This window comes from Erwinia sp. V71 (assembly GCF_965644245.1).
Lineage (GTDB): Bacteria > Pseudomonadota > Gammaproteobacteria > Enterobacterales > Enterobacteriaceae > Erwinia.
In genome coordinates this window covers 31,628-39,961 of record NZ_CBFFRK010000029.1, presented here as the reverse complement: position 1 = coordinate 39,961, position 8,334 = coordinate 31,628, and the positions used below count along the sequence as shown (strand labels likewise).

Here is an 8,334-nt window from a genome sequence, read left to right as displayed (position 1 = left end):
CAGAAGTGAAACGCCGTAGCGCCGATGGTAGTGTGGGGTCTCCCCATGCGAGAGTAGGGAACTGCCAGGCATCAAATAAGCGAAAACCCTCAGCGAAAGCTGGGGGTTTTTTGCGTTTACGGGACCGGAAAACCGGGCGCGGAAGCCTGAAACTGTCCCTGAATCCTTCTCCTTTCCCTGCCGGTCAGGGGAAGCCGTCTATTGTGATGCAGATCCTCAGCCCTTCCCCGCAAAGCAGAAAGCAACAAAGGTCTCACGGTATTTATTCCACTAAAAGACGCCGATCTTCGGGTAAACTGTACCCAGATAAATCAGTAAAGGCACAGTCATGTCCCGCGAGATCAATTCATTAAAGTCCTTCCATACCTTCGGCATCGATGCGCGCGCATATCAGATTACTATTGCTGAAACCGCTGAGGCGCTTTGCCAGGCATGGCATGCGAGCCAGCAGGCAGGACGGCCATTTCTGTTGCTGGGCGAAGGAAGCAACGTTCTGTTTCTGGAAAACTATGCCGGTATCGTAGCAATTAACCGGCTAAAAGGTATTCAAATCAGCGAAGAGAGCGATGCCTGGCATCTGCATGTCGCTGCCGGTGAAAACTGGCACAGTCTGGTGGAATACACGTTAGACAAGGGACTGGCTGGTCTGGAGAATCTGGCGCTTATCCCTGGCTGTGCAGGATCTGCACCGATTCAGAATATTGGCGCTTATGGCGTAGAGTTTAATCAGGTTTGCGCATATGTTGATGTTCTGAATCTGCAGAGTGGCGAGACCACGCGTATCGACGCTCAGGATTGCCAGTTTGGCTATCGGGATAGCGTGTTTAAGCATCGTTATCGTGAAGGTTATGCGATTGTGGCGGTTGGTTTGCGTCTGAATAAAGCCTGGCAGCCTGTGATGACTTATGGTGAATTGACCAGGCTGGACCCGGCAACCGTCACTGCGCGGGATATCTTTGCCAGTGTATGCCAGATGCGCCGCAGCAAATTGCCCGATCCACGTGTGACCGGCAATGCAGGCAGCTTTTTCAAAAATCCGGTGGTGAACGTTGATCTGGCTGCCACGATTGCCGCTGAATTCCCCCAGATGCCGCGTTATCCACAGGCCAATGGTCAGGTCAAACTGGCGGCGGGCTGGTTGATCGATCAATGTGCGTTAAAAGGTTATTGCCTTGGCGGCGCGGCGGTACACCGCCAGCAGGCACTGGTACTGATCAATCAGGAAAATGCCACAGGGCAGGATATTGTTGCTCTGGCGCATCATGTGCGTCAGCGTGTTGGTGAAAAATTTAATGTCTGGCTCGAACCTGAAGTGCGCTTTATTGCGGCGGCAGGTGAACAGGATGCTGTTGAGGTAATCGCATGAAAGACAATACCGTTCCTCTGGCTGTCGTCGGCATTCTGGCGGATGGTGAATTTCACTCCGGCGAACAGCTGGGTGAAGCTCTGGGCATGAGCCGCGCGGCGATCAATAAACATGTTCAGACGTTAAAAGACTGGGGGCTGGATGTGTTCACGGTTACCGGCAAAGGGTACAGCCTCGCAGCTCCCCTTCATTTGCTGAAAGAAGAGACAATTACTCAGCAACTTGACCATGACCGTATTGCCGTCGTACCTGTGATTGATTCTACGAATCAGTACTTACTGGACCGTATGGATTCCCTGCAGTCAGGAGATGCCTGTGTAGCGGAATATCAGCAGGCGGGGCGTGGTCGCCGTGGCCGTCAGTGGTTCTCTCCGTTTGGTTCTAATCTCTATTTATCAATGTACTGGCGTCTCGAACAGGGTCCTGCCGCAGCAATGGGACTGAGTTTGATGATCGGCATTATGATGGCAGAAGTCTTGCGTGAATTAGGTGCACATGATGTCAAAGTCAAATGGCCGAACGATCTCTATCTGAACGATCGTAAACTGGCAGGGATTCTGGTCGAACTGACGGGAAAAACTGGCGATGCCGCGCAGATTGTTTTTGGTGCGGGCATTAACCTTTCGATGAATTCACCGGATACCAGTGTCGTGAACCAGGGCTGGATTAATCTGCAGGAAGCTGGAATACATGTAGATCGTAATGCGCTTACCGCGATGCTGGTGAACAAGTGGCGTCACAGCCTGCTGGAGTTTGAACGAGATGGGCTGGCGCCGTTTATTCCTCGCTGGTCAGTGCTGGATAACTTCATTGATCGCCCGGTGAAATTACTGATGGGAGACCGCGAGGTATTCGGTATCGCGCGTGGAATCGATCAGCAGGGTGGATTGCTGCTGGAACAGGATGGTGTGATCAAAGCCTGGGTTGGGGGTGAAATCTCGCTGCGGCCACAGTCATAACTATTTCCGGGCTGGAGACGCATTGTCTCCAGCCCGTGGCAGGATTTATTGTGCGACATACCAGCGCAGTGAGTTCGCAATAAGTGTTGGCGTCACCAGTATGCGTTGTTGTTCAACCAGCTTCAGCAACAGGCTGCGGGTTTGGTAAATTCCCAGTTCACAATCTTCTGCCAGCATCCTTGTACTAATCCATTCATTAAATCCCGGCGGTGGCTGCTTCTCGCAGCGACGATGCAGGGCGCAATACAGCGCTTCCAGCAGCATGTCGCGCTTTTTCATACTTCTGCTGCCTCTGGCTGCCCTGTTTGGGAGTTCTTCCTGCATCTGCCTGCTGATTGTATTCTCCGCATGTAATAAAGGGAAGGTGCGATTAATTCGATGGGAACCATTTTTTCGTCCTGTCATCGTATGGTAAATGAACAAAGAACCGCCCAAAACACTGAAAACGATAGATGAACGGCAATCATTGTAGTCATTAACAGAACTTTGAATGATTAAATCGCACCTTCCTTAGAGGGAGCGCCGTCTGTCTGACTCGTGAAAAGGTGGCACTTTTCGGCATAAAACCTGAATTAACGGCGAAATTAACCTGGTGGCATCAGGGCGAATGCCTGGAACTCTCCAGTATTCCGGGCATGACGGTGCAGGGCGATCTGTCGCATGCAACGCTGATCATCACGCTTCCCGAAAGCTGGCTGGAATATCGTGCCCCTGGCTGGGACCCACCGTCACGCTGGGATGATGGCATCAGTGGTGTGCTGCTGGACTACAGTCTGAATATGCAGGCGCTCGAACAGCAGCGGAAGGGGTGGGGCTATAACATGAGCGGCAATGGCGTAGCAGGTATGAACCTTGATACCTGGCGTTTACGCGCCGAGTGGCAGGGAAACATTGCCGATGACGCTGTGCAGCATGATGTGCATCAGAAAACGCTCGACTGGAGCCGTTATTATGCCTGGCGTGCGATCCCGTCTCTGCGCGCCCGGATGAGCGCAGGCGAGGATTATCTTAACTCTGCGGTTTTTGACAGTTTTCGCTTTGCGGGAGCAAGCCTGCGGTCAGATGACAATATGCTGCCCCCCGGGCTGCGAGGCTATGCCCCTGAAGTAACGGGTGTGGCGCGAACCAATGCGAAAGTGACTGTCAGCCAGCAGGGGCGTGTGCTGTATGAAACTCAGGTGCCGGCAGGGCCGTTTCGTATTCAGGAACTCAGTGATGCACTTGCTGGCCAGCTTGATGTGCGTATCGAAGAACAGGATGGCACGGTACAGCATTTTCAGCTGGATACTGCCACGATCCCTTATCTGACCCGCCCCGGCGCGGTGCGTTATATGTTTGCCGCAGGTAAACCCGCCCTCGACTCACACCAGCTGGCAGGCCCGGCCTTTGCTGCCGGAGAATTTTCATGGGGAATCACGAATAGCTGGTCTGTATATGGTGGCGGGTTATTTGGGGACGATTACCAGGCGTTTTCCGCTGGCATTGGGCGTGATCTGGCGGTTTTTGGTGCGGTTGCGCTGGACAGCACGCTGTCACGGGCTGTGGTGACACAGGATGATGCGTTAAACGGTGATGCCTGGCGGCTGAGCTATGCCAAACGCTTTATGGAAACAAACAGTCAGTTCACGTTTGCGGGTTATCGTTTTTCCGGGCGTCACTTTATGACGATGCCGGACTATCTTACTACGGTTGCTAATGGCGTGGCGGAGAGCCGCAACAGACAACTTTATACCATCAGTTTTTACCAGCGTCTGGCGGCATGGCGTCTTGGTGTCTGGCTTAATTACAGCTATCAGACATGGTGGGATCACTCCTCGCGCGAACGTTATGATGTGACTTTTTCCCGCGACCTTAACCTGGGGCGCTGGAAAAATATCAGCACCTCACTGGCGCTGTTTCGTAACCAGTACCGCGACAGCCATGACAAGGGGGGCTGGCTTTCCATCGCCGTTCCCTGGGGAACGCAGTCAACACTGGGCTACAGCCTGGCGTCAAATAATCAGCAAACGGAACAGAGTCTGAGTTACTACGCGCGCCACGATCAGCAAAGCAGTTATCAGCTGAGCGCAGGTTCATCGCGTCAGGGAGGGATGTTTAGCGGTTTCTATACTCATGAGAGCGATAGTGCGCAGTGGAGCGCCAATGCCCGCTATCAGGATGGCAGTTATCGTGCCGCAGGCCTTTCCGCGCAGGGTGGAGCCACACTGACCCCGCACGGTGGCGCTTTGCATCGCGTTACTCTTCCCGGTGGCACCCGTTTGTTAATCGATACCGATGGTGTGGCAAATGTGCCGGTACAGGGATATGGCAGCCCGGTGGCAACCAACGCTTTTGGTAAGGCAGTGATTAGCGAAGTGAGTAGTTACTACCGAAATAGCGCACGTATTGATGTGGAGAATCTCTCCGATGAGGCGGAAGCGACCCGTTCTGTGGTGCAGGCCACACTCACAGAGGGCGCGATTGGCTACCGTCAGTTCCATGTTATTGCCGGTTTAAAGGCGATGGCGACCATCCGCCTGACGGATGGCCGTTATCCTCCTTTTGGCGCTTTGGTGCGTAATCAGAAACGACAACAGATCGGAATGGTCAGCGAAGAGGGACGTGTCTGGCTGAGTGGCATCCGTGCAGGTGAAGAAATGTTCGTGGAATGTGGGGAAGGGATGCGCTGTTCTGTGGCGCTGCCAGCTGCGTTACCACAACCGCTATTGGGGAATTTACTGCTGCCTTGTCGTAGCTGAATACAGGATGAATAAACGCATATGAAACATAAGGATTGTGTTTGTGCACTGCTGCTGTTGTCGGTGTTATCAGACGCCCGGGCTGCGATAGCACTGGATCGCACCCGCGTGATCTACAACGCGGGCGAAAAGGCAGTCACGTTGAGCATCAGCAATGAAAACCGTCAGCTACCCTATCTTGCCCAGGCATGGCTGGCGGATGAGCAGGGGGAAAAGGTGACTTCCCCCTTGATTGTACTGCCACCGCTACAGCGTGTTGATCCCGGGGAGAAAAGCCAGATTAAGATCCAGCAGCTGGCAGCTGTGTCGGTACTACCACAGGATCGCGAGACGCTGTTTTACTTCAACCTGCGTGAGATCCCTCCACGCAGTGATCAAGCCAATACGCTGCAGATTGCCCTGCAAACCAGTATCAAGCTGTTCTGGCGTCCACAGGCGATTGTGGTGGCGGATGCCGCAGCAGCGCCCTGGCAGCTGCGGCTGGAACTGCTGCAGTCTGGCACTCATTACCAGGTCCGCAATCCCACCCCTTACTACGTCACTCTGGTGGACGCGCAGCCTGGGCAGGGAAAGCCCACGGTAGCTGATTTCGAGCCAGTAATGATTGCACCCTATAGCGAAGCTCCGCTGGGGGTTACGGTGTCTGCCCTGGGAAGTGAGCCAGTGCTCACTTATGTCAATGATTATGGCGGGCGGCCTGTCCTTCATTTTCACTGTACCACTGGCACCTGCCGGGTGAGTGAAAAAACGCAATAGTTTTGGGGGGATGCATATGGAACAGTACATAGCCATGATGGTCATGACGGTGGCGTTGCTTGTGGTAGCCCGTCCGGCAGAAGCGGCGGCACAACAGCTGATTACTCTCAATGTCACTCTGGTGGCACCGGCGTGTGAAATCAATGAGGGACGGCCGATTCAGGTCGATTTCGGCGATAACCTGCAGGCGCCACGCATTGATGGGCAGAACTATATGCAGCGAATCCGTTATCAGCTCAGCTGCCCTGATAGCAGAACGGCAGGGTTAACGCTGACACTCAGCGGTGAGCCGGCTGTATTCGACAGCACCGTGCTTACCAGTAGTATGGCGGATATTGGGATCAGGGTACTGCACAACGGTATGCCAATGGCGCTGAACCAGCCCGTGTCGCTGGATATGCATCAGCTGCCGCAGTTGCATGCCGTGCCCGTGAAACGGGATGGTGCGACCTTAGCCAAAGGGCGTTTCTCCGCCACCGCGACACTGCGCGCGGGATATTTTTAAGCAGGGACAATGGATGATGGAGGCCAGGGAATGCATGGCGAAAGGATAACGCGCGCGTTAATGCTGATAACACTTTTGATACTGTGCCCTGTTAGTCTGGTCAATGCCGGGGCGTATGTGTTTCCGGTGTTATTTAACTCCGCCTGCCTGCAGATGACGCAGCAACTGCTGAGCTGGCAGGAAAATGAGACGGATCTCAATCCCTGCTACCAGTGGCCGAGCTGCTATGCGGGCTTTGATGTGAAGTACCAGCAGCATCTTCCCACCATGTATTCGTCATGTGATCTGGGTGGCCACTGTATCCGTATTGAGCAATACCGGACGCGCAAAGCGGTGATGGAGGCCTGGCGCAGAGAGAAGGGGCTGCCCTACAGCGGCCGGTTTACGGTGCATGATACTTCCGCGACCTGCGTTGGTCTGTTTTATATTGAACGGCCGGCTCCTCCCGCTGGCAGTGCCCATCACGCCATACAATTTCCAGGTTCCGTGTGCAGTGAACTGCCGCCAGCAAATCAGACTTGCCATGTGATTCTGTCACCGGAGATTGATTTTGGCATTCTGAACAGCCAGCAGATCAATGGTGTCAGCAGAGAGGTCAGTGGGGCACTCTACTGCACCCGGGAGGGATCGGTGAAGCTGCAAGGGCAGTCGTTGCTGGGAGAGCGTCACATCTGGTTTGATGGCGCACGGCGCAATTTTTACAGCACTCTGCGGATTAATCATCAGGATGCCGCTGAAGGTGTCAGTTTTCATCTGCTGAGCAACCAGCCACAAAGCTTTACGCTCAGCGCAACGCTACAGGCTGCGGTGACACCCGAGGCCGGCAGCTACACCGGCAACGGTATTGTGTTTATTACTTATCCCTGAAGATATCCTATTTACGTAATCTGACTGACTCCACCGCATGATCGGCGCTTTTGGTCATAATCAGGCTCGCACGCTCACGCGTTGGCAGAATATTTTCTTTCAGATTTAGCCAGTTAATCTCTTTCCACAGCTGTGTGGCGATGGCTACCGCGTCCTGCTCCGGCAACTGCGCGTAGTGGTGGAAATAGGAGTCAGGATTGGTAAAGGCGCCCTGGCGGAATTTAAGGAAGCGGTTGATATACCAGCGTTCCAGTAAATCTTCAGGTGCGTCAACGTAAATAGAAAAATCAACAAAATCAGAGACAAAAACATGATGTGGATCGTGCGGGTAATCCATGCCGCTCTGCAGCACATTCAGACCTTCGAGGATCAGAATATCCGGCTGCTGCACCACTTTATCGCCATCGGGGATTACGTCATAAATCAGGTGTGAATAGACCGGGGCGGTGACCTGCGACGCGCCTGATTTCAGGTCAGAAACAAACTTGACCAGCCGGTGCATATCATAGGATTGCGGGAAGCCTTTCTTCTTCATCAGGCCGCGCTGCTTCAGTACATCATTGGGATGCAGGAAACCATCGGTGGTGATCAGCTCAACACGACGATGTTCCGGCCAGCGGCTGAGCAGTGCCTGCAATACGCGTGCGGTCGTGCTTTTACCGACCGCCACACTACCGGCAATGCTGATGATATAAGGTACTTTCTGGCCATTAGTGCCAAGAAACTGTTCCAGAACGGCCTGGCGGCGCACGTTGGAGCTGATGTAAAAATTCAGCAGACGTGACAACGGCAGATAGATCTCCGCCACTTCTTCCAGCGAGAGATCCTCATTAATACCTTTCAGCTGCGCAATTTCTTCTTCCGTGAGAGTCATTGGCACGGAATCACGCAATGCCGCCCATTGGTTTCTGTCGAACTGTAAATAGGGCGTGGTGACCAGCGAGTTTTTTTTGCTCATATGCCTGCTTCTGCCAGCAAATATCTACCTGCGCGCTCCCTGCAGGAGGCAGCGTATCGCTGTCATCACCTTAACTGGCGCGCTTCATCCGGTAAATTTCAGAAAACAATGCGCAGGAGGTTAACACCAGTATGGCGAGAAAAAGAAGGAAAAAGATAAATGCGCGGACGCAATCGCCACCTCGC

8 protein-coding genes are annotated in these 8,334 nt (G+C 53.6%); 6 read left to right on the top strand and 2 right to left on the bottom strand.

The annotated features are described in order from the left end of the window. Positions 1–328: 328 nt before the first annotated feature. Complete coding sequence (gene murB, locus ACSZO1_RS09095; RefSeq protein ID WP_437611689.1) at positions 329–1,366, top strand: UDP-N-acetylmuramate dehydrogenase; 1,038 nt, start codon at positions 329–331, stop codon at positions 1,364–1,366. Then, positions 1,363–2,325 (top strand): bifunctional biotin--[acetyl-CoA-carboxylase] ligase/biotin operon repressor BirA, encoded by a 963-nt coding sequence (gene birA / locus ACSZO1_RS09090; protein ID WP_437611687.1) that lies wholly within the window; start codon positions 1,363–1,365, stop codon positions 2,323–2,325. Before murB ends, birA begins: the two co-directional genes overlap by 4 nt. A 45-nt stretch (positions 2,326–2,370) precedes the next feature. On the opposite strand, the gene ACSZO1_RS09085 is transcribed toward birA, so the two are convergent. Then, positions 2,371–2,604 (bottom strand): faeA-like family protein, encoded by a 234-nt coding sequence (locus ACSZO1_RS09085; RefSeq protein WP_437611685.1) that lies wholly within the window; start codon positions 2,602–2,604, stop codon positions 2,371–2,373. Between the two features lie 251 nt (positions 2,605–2,855). Between ACSZO1_RS09085 and ACSZO1_RS09080 the strand changes: the two genes are divergently transcribed. The 4 genes from ACSZO1_RS09080 to ACSZO1_RS09065 are packed head-to-tail and all read left to right on the top strand — an operon-like array spanning position 2,856 to position 7,191. Next, entirely contained in the window at positions 2,856–5,063 is a 2,208-nt protein-coding gene (locus ACSZO1_RS09080; RefSeq protein WP_437611691.1) for a fimbria/pilus outer membrane usher protein, read from the top strand. Positions 5,064–5,084: 21 nt separating this feature from the next. Next, positions 5,085–5,819, top strand: coding sequence for a fimbria/pilus periplasmic chaperone (locus tag ACSZO1_RS09075; protein WP_437611683.1), 735 nt, complete (start codon positions 5,085–5,087; stop codon positions 5,817–5,819). Between the two features lie 16 nt (positions 5,820–5,835). After that, positions 5,836–6,324 (top strand): fimbrial protein, encoded by a 489-nt coding sequence (locus ACSZO1_RS09070; RefSeq protein WP_437611681.1) that lies wholly within the window; start codon positions 5,836–5,838, stop codon positions 6,322–6,324. A 60-nt stretch (positions 6,325–6,384) separates the two neighbouring features. Further along, positions 6,385–7,191, top strand: coding sequence for an MrpH family fimbial adhesin (locus tag ACSZO1_RS09065; RefSeq protein WP_437611679.1), 807 nt, complete (start codon positions 6,385–6,387; stop codon positions 7,189–7,191). Between the two features lie 7 nt (positions 7,192–7,198). Here the strand turns inward: ACSZO1_RS09065 and coaA are convergent, their stop codons facing one another. Further along, a complete protein-coding gene (gene coaA / locus ACSZO1_RS09060) occupies positions 7,199–8,149 on the bottom strand; it encodes a type I pantothenate kinase (RefSeq protein ID WP_437611677.1) in 951 nt (316 codons plus the stop codon). Between the last annotated feature and the right edge of the window lie 185 nt (positions 8,150–8,334).